At 69.3% G+C, this 16,769-nt stretch carries 13 protein-coding genes, 2 tRNA genes and 1 pseudogene; 4 read left to right on the forward strand and 12 right to left on the reverse strand.

Going from position 1 to position 16,769, the window contains the following annotated elements:
• Nucleotides 1-34: 34 nt before the first annotated feature.
• Nucleotides 35-1,318 (reverse strand): RsmB/NOP family class I SAM-dependent RNA methyltransferase, encoded by a 1,284-nt coding sequence (locus tag I4Q42_RS06690; RefSeq protein ID WP_198575288.1) that lies wholly within the window; start codon nt 1,316-1,318, stop codon nt 35-37.
• A gap of 78 nt (nt 1,319-1,396) precedes the next feature.
• On the opposite strand from I4Q42_RS06690, the gene I4Q42_RS06695 reads away from it, so the two are divergent.
• Nucleotides 1,397-1,633 carry a DUF1674 domain-containing protein gene (locus I4Q42_RS06695; protein ID WP_198575289.1) on the forward strand — a complete coding sequence of 79 codons (237 nt, stop codon included), beginning with the start codon at nt 1,397-1,399 and terminating at the stop codon, nt 1,631-1,633.
• 291 nt (nt 1,634-1,924) lie between these two features.
• Here the strand turns inward: I4Q42_RS06695 and mscL are convergent.
• The 6 genes and pseudogenes from mscL to aroA all read right to left on the reverse strand — a co-directional run.
• Nucleotides 1,925-2,332: pseudogene (mscL, locus tag I4Q42_RS06700) on the reverse strand (large-conductance mechanosensitive channel protein MscL); the annotation flags it as partial.
• Between the two features lie 106 nt (nt 2,333-2,438).
• Nucleotides 2,439-2,720, reverse strand: a complete 282-nt coding sequence (locus tag I4Q42_RS06705; protein WP_198575290.1) for an integration host factor subunit beta — start codon at nt 2,718-2,720, stop codon at nt 2,439-2,441.
• 86 nt (nt 2,721-2,806) lie between these two features.
• Nucleotides 2,807-4,780, reverse strand: coding sequence for a DUF3857 domain-containing protein (locus I4Q42_RS06710; RefSeq protein ID WP_198575291.1), 1,974 nt, complete (start codon nt 4,778-4,780; stop codon nt 2,807-2,809).
• A gap of 139 nt (nt 4,781-4,919) precedes the next feature.
• Nucleotides 4,920-6,632: a 30S ribosomal protein S1 gene (gene rpsA, locus I4Q42_RS06715; protein WP_198575292.1), complete on the reverse strand. Its 1,713-nt coding sequence runs from the start codon at nt 6,630-6,632 to the stop codon at nt 4,920-4,922.
• A 133-nt stretch (nt 6,633-6,765) separates the two neighbouring features.
• Nucleotides 6,766-7,416, reverse strand: coding sequence for a (d)CMP kinase (gene cmk / locus I4Q42_RS06720; protein WP_198575293.1), 651 nt, complete (start codon nt 7,414-7,416; stop codon nt 6,766-6,768).
• Nucleotides 7,417-7,420: 4 nt separating this feature from the next.
• On the reverse strand, nt 7,421-8,749 hold the full coding sequence (aroA, locus tag I4Q42_RS06725; protein ID WP_198575294.1) for a 3-phosphoshikimate 1-carboxyvinyltransferase: 1,329 nt from the start codon (nt 8,747-8,749) through the stop codon (nt 7,421-7,423).
• Between the two features lie 117 nt (nt 8,750-8,866).
• Between aroA and I4Q42_RS06730 the strand changes: the two genes are divergently transcribed.
• The 3 genes from I4Q42_RS06730 (at nt 8,867) to I4Q42_RS06740 (ending at nt 9,869) form a co-directional block, all read left to right on the forward strand.
• A complete protein-coding gene (locus I4Q42_RS06730; RefSeq protein WP_198575295.1) occupies nt 8,867-9,340 on the forward strand; it encodes a TIGR02300 family protein in 474 nt (157 codons plus the stop codon).
• 211 nt (nt 9,341-9,551) lie between these two features.
• A tRNA-Ala gene (locus I4Q42_RS06735) sits at nt 9,552-9,627 on the forward strand.
• Nucleotides 9,628-9,793: 166 nt separating this feature from the next.
• Nucleotides 9,794-9,869 (forward strand) — tRNA-Ala (locus I4Q42_RS06740).
• Nucleotides 9,870-10,092: 223 nt separating this feature from the next.
• Here the strand turns inward: I4Q42_RS06740 and I4Q42_RS06745 are convergent.
• From I4Q42_RS06745 to I4Q42_RS06765, 5 genes are all read right to left on the reverse strand, one after another.
• Entirely contained in the window at nt 10,093-11,325 is a 1,233-nt protein-coding gene (locus I4Q42_RS06745; RefSeq protein ID WP_198575296.1) for an aminotransferase-like domain-containing protein, read from the reverse strand.
• 227 nt (nt 11,326-11,552) lie between these two features.
• Nucleotides 11,553-12,119: a hypothetical protein gene (locus I4Q42_RS06750; RefSeq protein ID WP_198575297.1), complete on the reverse strand. Its 567-nt coding sequence runs from the start codon at nt 12,117-12,119 to the stop codon at nt 11,553-11,555.
• A complete protein-coding gene (locus tag I4Q42_RS06755; protein ID WP_198575298.1) occupies nt 12,116-12,628 on the reverse strand; it encodes a DUF2939 domain-containing protein in 513 nt (170 codons plus the stop codon). The genes I4Q42_RS06750 and I4Q42_RS06755 overlap by 4 nt, the downstream gene beginning before the upstream one ends.
• A 139-nt stretch (nt 12,629-12,767) precedes the next feature.
• On the reverse strand, nt 12,768-15,881 hold the full coding sequence (gene infB / locus I4Q42_RS06760; RefSeq protein ID WP_198575299.1) for a translation initiation factor IF-2: 3,114 nt from the start codon (nt 15,879-15,881) through the stop codon (nt 12,768-12,770).
• Between the two features lie 204 nt (nt 15,882-16,085).
• Nucleotides 16,086-16,745 carry an RNA-binding protein gene (locus tag I4Q42_RS06765; RefSeq protein WP_198575300.1) on the reverse strand — a complete coding sequence of 220 codons (660 nt, stop codon included), beginning with the start codon at nt 16,743-16,745 and terminating at the stop codon, nt 16,086-16,088.
• Nucleotides 16,746-16,769: the final 24 nt, after the last annotated feature.

Raw genomic sequence — 16,769 nt, forward strand, 5'->3', positions numbered from 1 at the left:
GCTCGCGCCACAAGCGAGCGGTTGAGTTGCAGCCTTATGCGGCCTTGACGAAGCGGGCCGCGAAGAAGCCGTCCTGGCCGCCTTCGCGATGGTGCGGCAGCAGGCGCAGGGTTCCGCGCGGGGTCAGGCTGGCCTCGGGGGCGCCGCCCTCGCCGGCCGCGATCGGCGACAGCGAGAACTCCGGATGGCGGGTCAGGAAGGCCTCGACCTGGGCCTCCCCCTCCTCCGGCTCCAGCGAGCAGACGCAATAGACCATGCGGCCGCCGGGGGCGGTGCGCTGGGCGGCGCTGTCGAGCAGGGCCGACTGCACGGTCGCCAGGCTGGCGATGTCGCCAGGCCGGGCGGCCCACAGCACGTCGGGGTGACGGCGGAAGGTGCCGGTGGCCGAGCACGGGGCGTCCAGCAGCACGGCGTCGAAGGTCCGCTCGTCGGCCCAGGTCGCGGCGTCGGCGGCGACCACCTCGGCGGTCAGGCCGATCCGCGCCAGGTTCTCGCTGACCCGCTTGAGGCGCGAGGCCGAGCGGTCGACGGCGACGACGGCGGCGCCGGTTCCGGCCAGTTGCAGAGTCTTGCCGCCAGGGGCGGCGCAGAGGTCGACGGCGGTTTCGCCCGGCTTGGCGTCCAGCAGGCGGGCCGGGATGGCGGCGGCGGCGTCCTGCACCCACCAGGTCCCGTCCTCGAAGGCGGGCCAGGCGGCCACGTCGCCGCGACGGCGGGTGCGCAGGGTGTCGCCCGGCAGGACGTCGGCCTCGATCAGTTCGGCCAGGGCCGCGACGTCGGTTCCAGGCTTCAGCGACAGGTCGGTGGCCGGCTCCTCGGCGACCACGGCGGCAAGGGCGCGGGCGTCGTCCTGGCCCCAGGCGCCGGTCCAGCGGGCGTAGAGCCACGGCGGCACCAGGGCGGCCGGATCGTCGGCGGGCGGGCCGTCGCGCAGCAGGCCGCGCAGCACCGCATTGACCAGGCCCTTGAACGGACGGCTGGTCTTGTTGGCGCCGGCCAGCTCGACGGTCGTTGCGACGGCGGCGAAGGCCGGCACGTCGAGGAAGAAGGCCTGGGTCGCGCCCAGCCGCAGCAGGTTGCGCACGCGCGGCGGCGGCTCCTTGCTGAGCTTGGCGGCGAGCACGCGGTCCACGGGTCCCAGACGGCGCAGGGCGGCCATGGCCAAGGCGCGCGCGAAGGCGCGCTCTCGCGGCTCCAGGGCGCGGAAAGCGTTGGTCGTCGCGGCCTCGTCGAGGCCGCCGCGGCGCGAAAGGGCCGCGTCGAGTAGGGCGAGGGCCGCTTCCCGAGCGGGAAGGCCGTCGTTCAATTCCTGAGTCACCGCCCCGCCGTGCCCCGCAATGAGCCCGAGCGCAAGCCCCTTGGATGTTTGATCGACGCTCACGTGCTATGAAAGCGCATGTCCGACGACCTTTCATCCCCCGTTTCCGCGCCTGAAGACCCCGAACTGGCCCGTCTCGGCGCCGCGCCCGGCAAGGATCTCAGCCCCGCCGCCCGCCGCGCCCTGGAAGAAGCCGCCGCCCGCCGCGAGGCTGAGGCGGCCGCAGCGCTGCCGCCCGAACAAGGCGGCCGCCAAGGCCTCGAGCCCACGCGCTTCGGCGACTGGGAGCGCAAGGGCGTCGCGGTGGATTTCTGATTTCCCCTTCTCCCCTTGCGGGAGAAGGTGGCGCGACGCGCCGGATGAGGGGTCGCACCGACGAAAAACGCCGCGACGGCGGCCAGGCTGTCGCGGCGTCTGATTTTTGAGAGACCCCTCACCCGACCTCCCTTCGGGAGGCCACCCTCTCCCGCAAGGGGAGAGGGCTCAGGCCTTCGGCTTGCGCGGGGCCGCAGGCTTCTTGGCCGCGGTCGTCTTCGGCGCGGCGGGCGCCTTCGCGGCCGGCGCGGGCTTCTCGACCGCCTGAGCCACTGCCGCCACCGCCGGCGTGGCCAGCAGGTCGCGGATCTCGGTCAGCAGCTTTTCTTCCGGGGTCGGGGCCGGCGGAGCGGCGGGAGCCGGGTCGGCAGCGTCGGCGCGGCGGATCTGGTTGACCAGCTTGACCAGCAGGAAGACCACGGCCGCGACGATGAAGAACTGGATCAGGGTGTTGATGAAGGCGCCGTACTGGATCGCGACCTTCTCGACCGCCTCGGTGGCCGGATCCTCGGCCCGCAGCACCCATTCCAGCTTCGAGAAGTCGAGACCGCCGGTCAGCAGGCCAATCGGCGGCATGATCACCTGGTCGACCAGGCTTTTCACGATGCCGTTGAAGGCCGCGCCGATGATCACGCCGACGGCTAGGTCGATGACGTTGCCGCGGGCGATGAACTCGCGGAATTCCTTGACGATGCTCATACGCTCTTCCTCGCGCCTGCTCCCGGGGCTTACCGGAACGCCGAAAGGCTGAGCCGGTTCGCCGCCCTGGGCAAGCGATAGGCGGGCAAGAGAGTCGGGAAGCCGACTACTCGGCGTTCAGGCGCGCGCGCAGTTCCTTGCCGCTCTTGAAGAACGGAACGTGCTTGGCGCGGACGTCGACGGTCTCGCCGGTGCGCGGGTTACGGCCGGCGCGGGCCGGGCGCGAACGGACCGACAGGGCCCCGAAGCCGCGCAGTTCCACGCGGCCGCCGCTTTCGAGCGCGCCGATCATGCGCTCGAGGATCACGCCCACGACGCGCTCGACATCCTTCTGCGTCAGGTGCGGGTTTTCGTTCGCGAGCCTGGCGATAAGTTCAGACTTGATCATCGATATCCCCTGCGCCGAGGGAGCGGCGCGCCGCGACCTTTGCCCAAGCCCACCGCAATCTTCAAGGAAAAGGTTGCGATCAATTCCTAGAGACCCTTCGGCGCCCGGACGATCCGCGTTTCGGCGGCGGCCTTGCGAATGGCGGCGTTGGCGGCCTCGACAGAGGCGAGCGGCAGTTCACGCGCCTCGACGCGGGTGACGATCTCGAACCGCGCCACACCATCGACGATGCGGCTCGACTTCGTCACCCGGGCGCCGGTGGCGGTGTCGTCGCCGGCCCCGCCCTTGACGCTGAAGCCCTCGCCCTTGGCCGGCAGCACCACCTCGACCAGCGAGCGGCTGTAGAAGGGATAGCGCAGGGCGTAGGGCGCGTCGTCGTTGGGACCTTTCTCGCGGCGGGGAAAGGCGGACTGGAGCTCGGGCGGATCGAGACGGAACTCCCGAACGCCAAGGTCGTCGTTCAGCCGCCATTCGGGCGTGGCGGTTCCCGTCATGGTCACGCGCAGAACCCCGTCGTCGTCGCGCGCCCACTGGACGGTATCGAGGGTGATCCAGCTACGGGTCTTGGTGACGCCCTCCTTCAACATCGTTTCGGCCTCGGCGCGGGGCGCGGCCTCCAGAATGCGACTGAAGCCGCGCGCCGTTTCATCGCGCATCACCAGGTCGAAACGCACCGGCGCCGGCTTGTCGAGGCCGCCGGACACATCCAGGCGGAAGAGGGTTTCGTTCGACGCCTCGGCAAGCGGCGGCAGGTCGATCGGCTCCAGATCCGCGCCCGCGGTCCTCAGCGGCAAAGCCCACTGGAACGACGGCGGGCGCAGCCGGTCGAGGCCGCCCCGGTCGCCCGAACGCACGCCGTCGAGCCAGTAGCTCTTGCCGCCGATGCGGGCGCGCACGATGACGTGGTTGAACTGCGCCGCGGCGGGCACGCGCTCGTCCAGGCCGTCGCCGCCGCTCGCGTGGACCAGGGTCGGCTCGGCCTCGACGCCCAGCTCCCGCAGCAGGGCCAGCAGCAGGACGGTCTTGGCCTTGCAGTCGCCAAAGCGCCGGGTCCAGGTCTCGTCGGCCGGGGCGGGCTGGTAGCCGCCGTCGCCCATGCTGAGCGCCAGGTAGCGGATCTTGTCCTCGACCAACTGAAGGGCGGCGAACGCCCGAACCTTGGGATCCTGGCTCTGGCCGGCGATGCGGGCGGCCTCGGCGCGCACCGGCGAGGCCGGCGCCAGCTCGGCGGCCTTGGCGTAGAGCGGGGCCATTCGCCGCGACAGCTCCGCCCAGTCGGCATAGGTGGAGGCCTGCAGCTCGCCCACCCGCTGGAAGCGGATCGGAGCGCCGGCGGGGCGCCTCGGCGTCTCGATATCGGTCACATCGACGCTCAGGCGCGTAACGTCGCCGACCTTGGCGACGACGGGCTGGGGAAAGCCCGCTGAGGCCTTCCAGGTCACCGGCGTGTCCCGCGACCATTCCAGGCGCACGCGATAGCGACCGACCTTGCCGGCCCAGCCCATGCGCTCGAAATCGTGGACGCGATTGTCGAGCAGCGGCTCGCTGCGTTCGATGGTGTAGGCCCAGTCGATCACGTCGCCGACCCGCAGGTCCTTGACCTGGATGCTGGCGGTCAGCCGCCCGTCGAGCGCGGCCCGTTCCAGATTGGTTTCGCGGCGGATCACCAGCACGTCCTTGCCGCCCTGCAGCAGGTCGATGACCTGGTCGCCCCGGTGGATGGCCAGGGTGTGCAGCGTGACGCGCTCGTGGGTCGGGCTCCAGGCCAGAGAGAACGACCCGGCAGCGGACAGACCCTCGGGCTTCACGATACGCGAGACCCGACGGTTGTAGTAGGTCGCGCCAGAGCGATCGAGCCGGCTCTGGTTGTCGTCGAGCAGCCGCTGGACAATGGGCGCTTCGGGCCCGGGCGCGACCGCGGGGATCGGCGCGATATCGACCCACTTGGCGGGAGGCGCGTAAAGCGGGGCGTCGGCCGCCGCGGCCTGACCGACCAACGGACCCGCCCACAGGGCGGCCGCGACCAGCGCGGACGCCGCAAACGCCGTAATCCTGAACATGACGCCCCCGCACCGCTACGCCTACAAGCGCGACCATACAATCTCAGGGCGCATAGCCAAGTCTGCACGCAAAAGAAAAACGGCGGCCGGATCACTCCGGCCGCCGCCTGTCTTTCAGCTAAAGCCGTGAGGCTGAAGCCTATTCCTTCGGGGTGGCCCGCTCGCGCAGGGCGGCGCCGAGGATGTCGCCCAGCGAAGCGCCGGAGTCCGACGAGCCGAACTGCTCGATGGCTTCCTTTTCTTCGGCCATTTCCAGCGACTTGATCGACAGCGAGACGCGGCGCGCGGCCTTGTCCACGTTGGTGATCTGAGCGTCGACGCGGTCACCCACGGCGAAGCGCTCGGGGCGCTGTTCCTGACGATCGCGCGACAGGTCCGACTTGCGGATGAAGGCGGTCATCGGGGCGTCGTCTTCACCGAAGCGGACTTCGATGCCGCCCGAGGTGACTTCCGTGACGGTGACGGTCACGGTCTGGCTCTTGCGGAAGGTGTCGCCCGACATCGGGTCGCCGGCCAGCTGCTTGATGCCCAGCGAGATGCGTTCCTTCTCGATGTCAACGTCGAGCACCTTGGCCTTGACCAGGTCGCCCTTCTTGAAGCGCGCCATGGCTTCTTCGCCAGCGACGCTCCAGTCGATGTCCGACAGGTGCACCATGCCGTCGATGTCGTTATCGAGGCCGACGAACAGACCGAATTCGGTCGCGTTCTTGACTTCGCCTTCGACGGTCGAACCGATCGGGTGAGCCTCGACGAAGGCTTCCCACGGGTTGGCCAGGGCTTGCTTCAGGCCCAGCGAGACGCGGCGCTTGGACGGATCGACGTCCAGGACCACGACGTCGACTTCCTGCGAGGTCGAGACGATCTTGCCGGGGTGGACGTTCTTCTTGGTCCACGACATTTCCGACACGTGCACCAGGCCTTCAACGCCGGCTTCCAGCTCCACGAAGGCGCCGTAGTCGGTGATGTTGGTGATGCGGCCGGTGAACTTGGCGCCGACCGGGTACTTGGCTTCGACGCCGTCCCACGGATCCGACTGCAGCTGCTTCATGCCGAGCGAGATGCGCTGGGTGTCCGGGTTGATCTTGACGATCTGGACCTTCACGGTGTCGCCCACGGCGAGCACTTGGCTCGGGTGGTTGACGCGCTTCCAGCTCATGTCGGTGACGTGCAGCAGGCCGTCGATGCCGCCCAGGTCGACGAACGCACCGTAGTCGGTGATGTTCTTGACGACGCCTTCGCGGATTTCACCCTCTTGCAGCTGCGACACCAGTTCGGTGCGCTGCTCGGCGCGGGCTTCTTCCAGGATGGCGCGACGCGAGACGACGATGTTGCCGCGCGGACGGTCCATCTTGAGGATGGCGAAGGGCTGTTCCTTGCCCATGAGCGGGCCGACGTCGCGCACCGGACGGATGTCGACTTGCGAGCCCGGCAGGAAGGCCGAGGCGCCGCCGAGGTCGACGGTGAAGCCGCCCTTAACGCGACCGACGATCGCGCCCATGACGGGTTCGTTCTTGGCGTAGACACCTTCCAGGCGGGTCCAGGCTTCTTCGCGCTTGGCCTTTTCGCGGCTGATGACCGCTTCGCCCATGGCGTTCTCGAGGCGCTCGAGGAAGACTTCGACGGTATCGCCGGTCTTGATGGTCGCCTTGCCGTTCTCGTCGACGCCGAATTCCTTCAGCTGGACGCGGCCTTCGGTCTTCAGACCGACGTCGATGATCGCGAAGTCCTTCTCGATCCCAACGACGATACCCTTGACCACGGAGCCTTCCGCGAAGTCGCGGCCGCCCATGGAGTCGTTGAGGAGCGCTTCGAAATCGTCGCGCGTGGGGTTGAAGCTCATGTCGTCAGCCATGCTGATCTTTGGTCTCTGGGTTGTGGGAAGCCCTTGGGTGAGCGCCGTCCAGACGACGGTTCTCGGGATTCCGGGTGAAATGATTTTTGATGCGATCCGGCGCTTCCAAAGCGGCGGCGAGGCGGGCGTTAGATTAGCCCTTGGGGTTTCCCCACCGGGCGCGCGCCGTCTCGACGATGCGGAGAGCCGCATCGAAGGCCAGGGGTATAGTCATTTCCGACGTATCAAGCAAGGTCGCGTCCTCGGCCTGGGCCATGGGCGCGTCCTTGCGGCCGCCGTCGCGCTCGTCGCGCTTGCGGATGTCGGCCAGGATCTCTTCGAACGAGACGGTTTCGCCCTGGCCGGTCAGCTGTTTCCAGCGGCGATCGGCGCGGACTTCGGGGCTGGCCGTGACGTAGAGCTTGGCCGGCGCTTCGGGGGCGATCACCGTGCCGATGTCGCGCCCGTCCAGCACCGCCCCACCCTCTTGGCCGGCGAAAGCCCGCTGCAGGTCGAACAGGGCCGCGCGCACGCCGGGGTGGACGGCCACGCGGCTGGCGGCCTCGCCGGCGGCGCGGGTGCGCACCTCGGGGCGTTCCAGTTCGGCCAGATCCAGACCCCGGGCCGAGACCTCGGCGGCCGCGGCGTCGTCGAGATCGCCGCCGGCGTCCAGCAGCCTCACCCCGACCGCCCGATACAGCAGGCCGGTGTCCAGCATCGGCAGGCCATAATGGGCGGCCAGGCGCGAGGCGATGGTGCCCTTGCCGGACGCGGCGGGGCCGTCGACGGCGATCACGAAGCCCATGGGATCAGGCCTCGACGATCGAGCCGCCCAGGCCCGTCATCAGCGACACGAAGCCGGGGAAGCTGGTGGCGATCATGCCCGGCTCGTCGATCTCGACCGGCTCCTGGGCCGCCATGCCGAGGATCAGGTGGCTCATGGCGATGCGGTGATCGCCGTGGGTGATCACCTTGCCGCCGCCGCGCACCGGGTGGTTGCCGCCCTTGGTCCCAACCACGGTCATGCCCTCGGGCTCTTCCTCGACGGTGACGCCGCAGGCCGTCAGGCCCGCCGCGGTCAGGGCGATGCGGTCGCTTTCCTTGACCCGCATCTCGCCGATGCCGCGCATGACGGTCGGCCCGTCGGCGAAGGCAGCGGCCACGGCCAGGATCGGATATTCGTCGATCATCGCCGGAGCGCGTTCGGGCGGCACGACCACGCCCTTCAGCTGCGAGTGGCGGGCGGTGATGTCGCCGACCTCCTCGCCGCTCTCGACGCGGACGTTCGAGATCACCAGGTCCGCGCCCATCTCCTGCAGCGTCGTGAAGAGGCCCGTGCGCAGCACGTTGAGCATCACGCCCTCGACGGTCACTTCCGAGCCTGGGACGATCAGGGCCGCGACCAGCGGGAAGGCGGCTGAGGACGGATCGCCCGGCACCTGCACGTGCGTGCCCTTCAGCTTCTGCCCTTCCGGCAGACGCACGTGGCGGACGTTGTTTTTATCCTCGACGATCACTTCGGCGCCGAAGGCGCGCAGCATGCGCTCGGTGTGGTCGCGGGTGGCTTCCGGCTCGATCACCTCGACGCCGCCCTCGGCGTGCAGGCCGGCCAGCAGCACGGCCGACTTCACCTGGGCCGAGGCCATGGGCAGGGTGTAGACGAGGCCGCGCAGGCTCCCGCCCTTCAGGGTCAGGGGCAGGCGGCCCTTGTCGCGGCCGAGCCAGGTCGCGCCCATGCGGGCCAGCGGATCCAGCACCCGGCCCATGGGGCGGCCACGCAGGCTGCTGTCGCCGGTGAAGGTTGCGCACATCGCAAAGCCCGCCGCCGCGCCCATGATCAGGCGCACGCCGGTGCCGGCGTTGCCGCAGTCGACCACGTCGGAAGGCTCGGCGAAGCCGCCCTTGCCCTCGACGCGCCAGCGGCCGACGCCTTCCTGTTCGACGCGCGCGCCAAAGGCCTGCATCGCCCGGGCCGTGGCCAGGACGTCGTCGCCTTCCAGCAGCCCTTCGATCGTGGTGGTCCCTGTCGCCAGGGCCCCGAGGATCATCGAACGGTGCGAAATGGACTTGTCGCCAGGCGCCCGAACCGTACCGCGAAGGGCTCCGCCGGGGGTGCTCTTCAATCCAGCCGTCGTCATGCCGAAACCGGCTCCTTGCAACATAGGTGTTTCGCGAAGGGGTTTGCTTTTGACAGCGGCCCTTCGTCATGGCAAGTCAGCCGCCGCTTTTCCCATCAGGATCAAAGGGTCGCCACCTTGGCAAATCCCGACTTGGGCGCAAAACAAATCTGCCCCAGCTGCCAGTCGAAGTTCTACGACCTCAACCGCCGTCCGGCCGTCTGCCCCAAATGTGGTGAGCAGTTCGATCCGGAAGAGGCGCTGAAGTCCCGCCGTGTGCGCGCCCGCGCCATCACGCCGGACTATGACGCCGAGGACGAGAAGGAAGTCGTCGCGCCCAAGGAGCCGGACGGCTTCGAGGACGAGGTCGACGAGACCCCGGAAATCGACGAGGCCGTCGAGGCCGACGTCGTCGAGACCGATGACGAGGACGGCGATCCGACGGCGGCTCCGGCCCCGGGCGGCGACGACCTGGGCGTCGACTTCGCCGAGGACGAAGACCTGGCCGAAGACGAAGCCGACGACGTTCCGTTCCTGGAGGACGAGGACGACGACGACGATCTCGGCGACGAGATCGAAGGTCTCCCGGACGGCGACGACGACGACCGGTAAGATCGAATGCGCCGGGGTCGGAGCGATCCGACCCCGGGTTTTCGGGTTCTCCACAGCGTTTCGTCGCACCCCGAAAAAAAGTGCGCCGAGGGGGTTGATCCCGGAAAATCCTCGGCATAGGTTCCGCGCCTCTTCGGGGGACAGGCACTCGGAACCGTCGAAGAGACTAAGGAATTCAAGAGACAGTCTTCGCGACTTTCTTTCGAACCTTGGGGCTATAGCTCAGCTGGTAGAGCGCTTGAATGGCATTCAAGAGGTCAGCGGTTCGACTCCGCTTAGCTCCACCAAGACGGCCGCTTCCCTAAAGGGAGCGGCCGTTTCCATTTCCGGACCCTTCCTGAAAACTTGCGCCCAGCCTGTTGGATGGGGGTTGATCCGCAAGATCGACCGTCATAGGTTCCGCGCCTTCCCGGGGCGACCACCCGGGAGACCAAGGCCTTTTCGAAGCGCCTCGGGGCTATAGCTCAGCTGGTAGAGCGCTTGAATGGCATTCAAGAGGTCAGCGGTTCGACTCCGCTTAGCTCCACCAAGACGGCCGCTTCCCTAAAGGGAGCGGCCGTTTCCATTTCCGCAGGGGCCCTTCTCCCCTTGCGGGAGAAGGTGTCATCCGCAGGATGACGGATGAGGGGTCTCTCAGATCTGAGCCGCCTCACCCAAGCCGATCCGCCTTCGCGGCGGACAAGCCTTTCGACCCCTCATCCGACCGCCTTCGGCGGCCACCTTCTCCCGTAAGGGGAGAAGGACGGCAAATCTCAGCCCTCGATCAGCGCGGCCAAGCGCCGCACGCCTTCTTCGATCTGCTCCGGCGGCAGCAGCGAATAGCTGAGGCGCAGGGTGTTCTGCGCCGGAGCCTCGGCGAAGAACGGCGCGCCGGGCACGAAGGCCACGCGGGCCTCGACCAGGGCCCGCTCCAGCAGGGTCTTGCCGTCGATCCCCTCGGGCAGGGTCAGCCAGACGAACATGCCGCCCTCGGGCGAGATCCAGGAGACGCTCTTGGGCATGTGGCGCTCCAGCGCCGCCAGCATGGCGCGCGCCTGGCCGCCATAGGCCGCCCGCAGGCGTCCCAGGTGCTGGTCGTAGCCTTCGGAGACCACGCGGTGGGCGACTATCTGGTTGATGGTCGAGACGTGCAGGTCGCCGCCCTGCTTGAGCAGGACCAGCTTCTCGATCGCCGCCTTGGGGCCGCAGATCCACCCGATGCGCAGGGCCGGCGACAGGGTCTTGGACAGGGTGCCGCAGAACAGGGTGCGCGCCGCCTCTATCGAACCGTTGCGGGCGATGTCGAGGGCCAGCAGCGAGGGGATGGCCTCGCCGCCGAAGCGCAGCTCGCGATAGGCCGCGTCCTCGATGAGCGGGAAGTCCTGAGCCTGCGCCAGATCCAGCAGGGCCTCGCGCTCGGCCAGGGTCAGGCTGACGCCGGTGGGATTGGCGAAGTCGGGGACGAAGTAGCCCAGGCGCGGCGCGCGGGCCTCCACGACCTCCTGAGCCGCCGCATCGCCGCTCAGCGCGCCGTCGGGCAGGTCGAGATAGGCCGGCTGATAGGCGTTGAAGGCCTGCAGGGCGCCCAGATAGGTCGGCCGGGCCACCATCACCGTCGCGCCAGGATCGAGGAACAGCTTGCCCAGCAGGTCCAGCGCCTGCTGCGAGCCGGCGGTCAGCAGCACGTTGTCGGGCTCGCACGGCATGCCGTCGCGGGTCATGCGCTCGGCGATCCAGCGGCGCAGCGGGCCATGGCCCTCGCTGACGGTGTATTGCAGCGCCTGGGCGGCCTGGGCGCCGTCGGCGAGGATCTCGCCATAGGCCTGGCGAATCGTCTCGGCCGGGAACAGGGCCGGGTCAGGAATGCCGCCGGCGAAGGACAGGATGTCGGGCTGCTCCAGAAGCTTCAGCAGCTCGCGGATCTCGCTGGCGCGGATGCCGGCCATGCGCGCGGAAAAGCGCCCGGCCCAGTCTTGGCCAGCCGGGTCTTGGGTGTCGATGGTCATGAGGTCGGATTTTCTTGATCGAGTATCGGGTCGAGTAGTGCGGTCGAAGCGGCGTGGCCGCGATGGGGCGCAAGGGCGCCCGGCCTGATCCCTAGCGGTCAGGCGCGTCGTACGAGGCAGGTCGGTCCCAGGGAGCGGCGGCGCCAGAAGCGCCGCGGCCCGCGTTCGATCTCGAGCATGGCGGCAACCTAGCCGCCCGGCGGCCGCAAGGGAACCCGCCTTCGGGCCTAGAGGCGCGGACTGCTCAGGCTGTCGGTCCATTCCTCGTTGGGGTCCGGCGGGCCGCCGCTCGGCAGCCGCCATTCGCCGCGATAGGAGAAGTCCAGCGTGCCGCACAACCGCGCCTGGTCCGGCGCCTTGGGATCGTCGCCAAAGGCCTGGATGCGCAGGTCGCGGCGCACGGCGATGCGGCTGAAGCTCAGCCACAGCCGCTTGGAGCCGGGGCAGAAGGCCCGGACATAGACCTTGCCCTGCTCGGCCTGGCCGTTGACCTCGAACAGGGCCGCGTCGGTGTCGACGCCGCTCATGGCCGAAAGCCCGCCCTTGCCGAGGTCTTTCTCGGCGCCCTTGCGCAACAGGGCCTGGGCCGGCACGCCGGTGGCCAGCACCTTGATCGGCCGCGCACCCAGCAGGCTCTGCTCGAACAGCACGGTCAGCCCCGCCCCGGTCAGCCGCTTGGCGTCGGGCGAGATCGGGTCGTAGGAGAACATCCGGCGGTCGGCGGCCTCTGCGGGCCCCGCCAGGGCGCCCAGAAGCGCCGTGGAGGCCAGGAGGGCGTAAAGCGCGGCCCTCATCGCTTGAGCTGCAGGTTCACGGCCTGGGCGTCGAAACCCGACAGTCGCCAGGTCGCGCCCTCGCGGGTGAAGGTCAGCATGCACGGGCCGTCCTTCTTGGCGGCGCAGACACGGCCGTCGCCGGCCGGTCGCAGGGCCGAGGCGATGGCGATGCGGCCCGGGATCGGCTTGTCGGGGGTGTAGCCGTAGTAGTTGGCGGCGGCGCGGAACACTTCCGGGCGGATCAGGGCCGAGCCGGCGAAGTCGGCGGCCGGACCGGCCAGGGCGATGGCGGCGGCCTGCCAGCCGCCCTTCAGGCCCGACTTGCGGGCCTCCTCGACCATGCGGGTCTCCAGCGCGCCCTTCAGCGCCTGGTGGTCGACCAGGCTGTCGAAGGCGGCTCGATCGTTGTTGCGGATCGAGGTCAGCAGCGCGTGCACGTCGCCGGCCGCGTCATAGCGGTCGGCGGTGGCGCAGGCGCTCAAGGACGCGGCGGCCGCGGTCAGGGCGAGGAGGGCTCGTATACGCATGACACAGGGCTAGCGCCCAATTTCGGCGAATTCCAGTCCGGCGCGTATCGCCGGCCTCTCGGCACCGGCGAAGAGGCCAAGCAAAAGGGCGCGGCCCTCGCGGACCGCGCCCTCTGCATTTTCGATCTGGCGAAAGCTCCTAGTCGAGCTGGCGCTTGATCTCCTCGACGGTGAAGCACTCGATGGTGTCGCCGACCTTGATGTCCTGGAAGCCGGCGAACATCATGCCGCACTCCTGGCCGACCGGAACCTCGTTGACCTCGTCCTTGAAGCGCTTGAGCGTCTGCAGGGTGCCGAGTTCGAGCACGACGATGTCCTGACGGATGATCCGGACCTTGGCGCCCTTGCGGACCACGCCTTCGGTGACCTTACAGCCGGCGACCTTGCCGATCTTCGTGATGTCGAAGGCCTGCAGGACTTCCGCGTTGCCGAGGAAGGTTTCGCGCTGGATCGGGGCCAGCATGCCCGAGAGCACGCCTTTGATGTCGTCCAGCAGGTCGTAGATGATCGCGTAGTAGCGGATCTCGACGCCTTCGCGTTCGGCCAGGGCTCGCGCCTGGGCCGAGGCCCGGACGTTGAAGCCGATGACCGGCGCGCCGGCGCCCTTGGCCAGCATGACGTCGCTTTCGCTGATCGCGCCGGCGCCCGACAGGATGATCCGCGCGCGGACCTCGTCGGTCGACATCTTGTCCAACGAGCCGATGATCGCTTCGGCCGAACCCTGCACGTCGGCCTTGATGACCAGCGGCAGTTCTTTCAGCTTCTTGTCCTGCAGCTTGGCCATCATGTCGGCCATCGAAGCGCCGGCGCCCACCGGGGCCATCGTCTTCTCGCGCTTCTGGCGGATGCGGTACTCGGTCAGCTCGCGGGCGCGGGCTTCGTTCTCGACCACGGCGAAGGCTTCGCCGGGCGAGGGAACGCCGTCCAGGCCGAGGATCTCGACCGGGGTGGCGGGACCTGCTTCGGTCAGCTGCTCGTTGCGCTCGTTCAGCAGGGCGCGAACCCGACCGAACTGGGCGCCGGCGACGACGATGTCGCCACGCTTCAGCGTACCGCGGTTGACCAGCACGGTGGAGACCGCGCCGCGACCCTTGTCCAGCTTGGCCTCGATCACCACGCCGTCGGCGGTGCGGTCGGGGTTGGCCTTCAGGTCGAGCACTTCGGCCTGCAGCAGGATGGCGTCGAGCAGGTCGTCCAGACCCGTGCGGGCCTTGGCCGAGACTTCGATGATCTGGGTGTCGCCACCCAGGCTTTCGACGACGATCTCGTGCTGCAGCAGCTCGTTGACCACGCGGGTCGGATCCGAGCCCGGCTTGTCCATCTTGTTGACGGCGACGATGATCGGCACGTCAGCGGCCTTGGCGTGTTTGATCGCCTCGATCGTCTGCGGCATGACGCCGTCGTCACCAGCCACCACCAGCACCACGATGTCGGTGATGTTGGCGCCGCGGGCGCGCATCGCCGAGAAGGCGGCGTGGCCGGGCGTGTCGAGGAACGTCACGCGCTGGCCGTCCTTCAGGCGAACCTGATAGGCGCCGATGTGCTGGGTGATGCCGCCATGCTCGCCGGCGGCCACGTCGGTGGCGCGAAGGGCGTCGAGCAGGCTGGTCTTGCCGTGGTCGACGTGGCCCATGATGGTCACGACCGGAGGACGACCCTCCAGGTGATCGTCGTGGTCCTCGGCGCCGATGAAGCCTTCTTCGACATCGGCTTCCGACACGCGGCGCACGGTGTGACCGAATTCGGTCGCCACCAGCTCGGCGGTGTCGTTGTCGATGACATCGTTGATCTTCAGCATCACGCCCTGACGCATCAGGAACTTGATGATCTCGACGCCGCGCACGGCCATCCGGTTGGACAGCTCCTGCACGGTGATGACGTCGGGAATGACGACTTCACGGGCAACGCGGGTCTGTTCGGCCACGCCGCCGCGACGCTTTTCCTTCTCGCGCTCACGAGCCCGGCGAACCGAGGCGAGCGAACGCATCCGATCGGCGGAATCACCGTCACCGGCCACGGCCTGGATGGTCAGACGACCTTCGCGGCGCTGCGGAGCGCCCTTGGCGCGCGACACGGCCTTGTTCGGCGCGGCGCTCTTGCGACGATCGTCATCCTCATCCGGACGGCGATCGGTCAGGCCGCCGCCGGGCCGCGGGGCCGAGCGGGTGGCGCGTTGGATTTCCGGGGTCGCCGGAGCCGAGGCGGGCACGCCGGGACGCGGACCGCGCGGCGGACCGCCGGGACCCGTGCGGGCGCCGGGCGCCGGACGCGGGGCCAGGGCCGAATAGCGGACGGTCTGCTGCGGGCGGTCGCCTTGCGGACGATCCCCCTGCGGACGGTCACCGCCCGAACGGTAGCCGCCGCCGGCGCCGGCGCCGCCTTCCGGACGCGGGCCGCGCGGGCGGTCGCCTTCCGGACGCGGAGCGCGCTGGTTGTACGGGCCGTCCTGACGGGGGGCGCGTTGATTGTAGGGACCATCCTGACGCGGGGCGCGCTGGTTGAACGCGCGGTCGCCCTGCGGACGATCGCCTTGCGGGCGATCCCCTTGGGGACGCTCGCCGCCCGGGCTCGGACGGTAGGTCGTGGTCGTCGGACGGTCGTCGCGGCGCTCACGGCTGGGTTCATAGGTGCGGGTCTGGCCAGGCGAACCGGCGGCGGGGCGAGGGCCCTCGCTGCGCGGGGCTTCGGCGCGCGGAGCGGCGGCGACCGGCGCGGCCGGAGCCGGGGTCGGCGCGGGCGCCGGGGCCTGAGCCACGGGAGCCGGCGCTGCCGGAGCAGCCGCCGACGGCGCGACCGGCTTGGCGGCGGCGGCTTCAGCGGCGGCCTTTGCGGCGGCGGCCTTCGCAGCAGCTTCGCGAGCCGCGTTCGCCTCGGCGGCGGCGCGGGCCTCGGCGGCGCGGCGTTCGGACGCCTGACGCTCCTGGGATTCGCGAGCGGCCTCGATGGCGCGCTGACGCGCACGCATCTCGTCCTGCGACAGACCGCCGGCCGACGATCCGCCACCACCGCCTTGCCCTTGCGGACGCGGTGCGTCGTAACGACGCTCGGCCTGCGACGGCGCGGCGAGGTTGCCGGCGGCGGGCGCATGCGGACGCGTGCGCTTGGTCTCGACGACCACCGTCTTTGTCCGGCCGTGGCTGAAGCTCTGCTTCACAACGCCGGCGCTCACCGAGCCCTGGCGGGGCTTCAGGGTGATGGGCGCTCGCCCACCGGGGTTGGAACCAGGCCGACCGTTATCGTTCTCGTCGCTCATGCGCTCGCTTGTACTTCCGCCGGGCGGGTTCCCGGCCCAAAAACCGATCAATCCATACGAGAAAGGGGCCTGGACGTACCTCCATACGGAAGCGCGTTTCCCGGCCCTTCGCTCAAGAGCGAGACCGCATGGGCGGCTTGCTCCAACATTCAGGTTCTAGGCTTTTTTCGTCGCCGAATGAAGTCATCCGAGGACGCCTGAAGCCTAGGTCTCTTCGCTTTGACGCGCCGACCATTCCGGCGGCGCGAGAGGACGGAAGCCTGATAACCGCTCGACATCCAATGTCCAGCGATCCGTGCCCCGCCCCGCGAGGAGCGCCGTGTGTATCACATTCTCCCCGCCCAAGGCCAAACCCAATTCGTCGGATGTGAACATCCCGAGGATTCTGGGCGTGTTTGGCGCTCTGCGGGCGGCTGAAAACACCTTTCGGCGGCCGTCGTCGGCGCCGTTGGCGGCTTCGATGAGCCAGGCGGTCTTGCCCGAGGCCAGGGCCGCCAGAACTTTTTCATAGCCGGAGATAATGCCGCCGGAGCGGCGTGCAAGCCCCAGCCCGTCCAGAACCCGCTTGGCCAGGAGGCGTTCCACCTGGTCGGCCAGGTCGGCCGGGGCCGAAAGCTTGGTCTTGGCCGAGCGGGAGAAGGCGTTCTTCTTCACCGCCGCGGCGATCGACTCCCGGTCGGCCGCCACCCACATGCCCCGCCCCGGCAGCTTGCGCGCCACGTCGGGGATGACCACGCCGTCGGGACCGGCCACGAACCGCACCAGACGCGCCTCGTCGACCGCCTCGCCCAGGACGACGTCCTTGCGCAGGCGATTGGCTTCGGCGTGGGTCTTGGGCGCCTGGGATGCGGCCGGGTCGGTCATGAAGTCCTTGATGGGATCCTGAAA

The sequence above is a fragment of the Caulobacter hibisci genome (assembly GCF_016135805.1).
GTDB lineage: Bacteria > Pseudomonadota > Alphaproteobacteria > Caulobacterales > Caulobacteraceae > Caulobacter > Caulobacter hibisci.